This is a genomic window from Corallococcus terminator (assembly GCF_003611635.1).
In the GTDB taxonomy this organism is placed as follows: Bacteria; Myxococcota; Myxococcia; order Myxococcales; family Myxococcaceae; genus Corallococcus; species Corallococcus terminator.
In genome coordinates this window covers 1-1,305 of sequence record NZ_RAVZ01000692.1, presented here as the reverse complement: position 1 = coordinate 1,305, position 1,305 = coordinate 1, and the positions used below count along the sequence as shown (strand labels likewise).

The 1,305-nt window shown below is 68.7% G+C and carries 1 protein-coding gene; it reads right to left on the bottom strand.

Going from position 1 to position 1,305, the window contains the following annotated elements; translation table 11 throughout:
• A partial coding sequence (locus tag D7V88_RS41550; RefSeq protein ID WP_244238692.1) for a serine/threonine-protein kinase occupies nt 1-1,171 on the bottom strand: 1,171 nt, incomplete at its 3' end.
• Nucleotides 1,172-1,305: the final 134 nt, after the last annotated feature.

The window sequence follows — 1,305 nt, the reverse complement described above, 5'->3', positions numbered from 1 at the left end:
CGTCCGGGGGCGGCGTGGGTGCGGGCTCGGTGACAACTGGCGGTGCCGGTGCCTCGACGGCCAGCGGTGCCGGGTGCCTTGGCCAGAGGATGGCGGCTCCCAGGCCCAGGAGCACCAGGGCTCCTCCTACCTTCCAGCCGCGCCCTTGAGAGCCGCGGAGGGCCTTGAGGGCCTCTAGGGTGTCGGGCGTAAAGGCATCAGAACCCGAGGACGGAGGGCCCTGAACTGCGCCGCGCTTCGTGGCCGTCGGCGCATGGGGCGCCACACGCAGCGGGATGCGTTTCAGTTTCTCACGCACCTCCTCCGCGGAACCGGGCCGGGCTGCAGGCTCCTTCGCCAGCAGGTGCAGCACCAACGCATCGAGCTCCGGCGGGATGCCCGGGACGCGCGACGAGGGCGCCGGCGCTGGCTGATCCATGTGCGCGAACATCACCTGGACGGAATCACCCTGGAACGGGCGTGTGCCGGTGAGCAGTTGGAACAGCATCACGCCCGCCGCGTAAAGATCCGTCTCCGGGCCCACGCTGCCGCCGCGAATCTGCTCGGGCGCCATGAACTCCGGCGTGCCGATGATGGAGCCATCCGAGGTGAGTGGGGTGTCGCGCGACTCCAATAGCTTGGCGATGCCGAAGTCGACCAGCTTGATGGTGGTCGGCGACTCCGGCGCCTCCACCACGAAGACATTCGCGGGCTTCAGGTCGCGGTGCACCACGCCCGCCCGGTGCGCGGCGCCCAGCGCGGCCAGCATCTGGTCCATGACCCAGACCACGCTCTCCAGGTCCATCCGGCTTGAAGCGCGGGCGAAGTCGGAGAGAGGCCGGCCCTGGAGCAACTCCATGATGACGTAGGGGCGCTCGTCCGGGAGGCTGCCAAAGCCGAAGATGTCGATGATGCCCGGGTGCCGGATGGCGTTGACGGACCGGGCCTCCACCAGCAGGCGCTGCACCAGCGGAGGGGACACGAGCTCCAGGCGCATGACCTTGATGGCCGCCTGTTTGCCAATGAGCGGGTGCTCCGCGCGGTACACCACGCCCATGCCGCCCGCGCCGATGCGCTCCTGGATGACGAACTCACCCACCTGCATGCCCAGCAGGGGGTCCTCGGCCGCGGACCGCGACTCCGGACGTGCGCTCTTCGCGGTATCGGGTCTTGCGGAGGGGGCGTTTTTCATGGGGCGGGCGGCGCGGACCATAACCACGCGGTCCTGAAGCTTTCAAACATCCCGAGGGTCACTTCTCATGGATCAGGATGATCCGTTGGACTGACCCGTACAGGGTCGCAGCCGACATCCAGCCAGGACAGCTC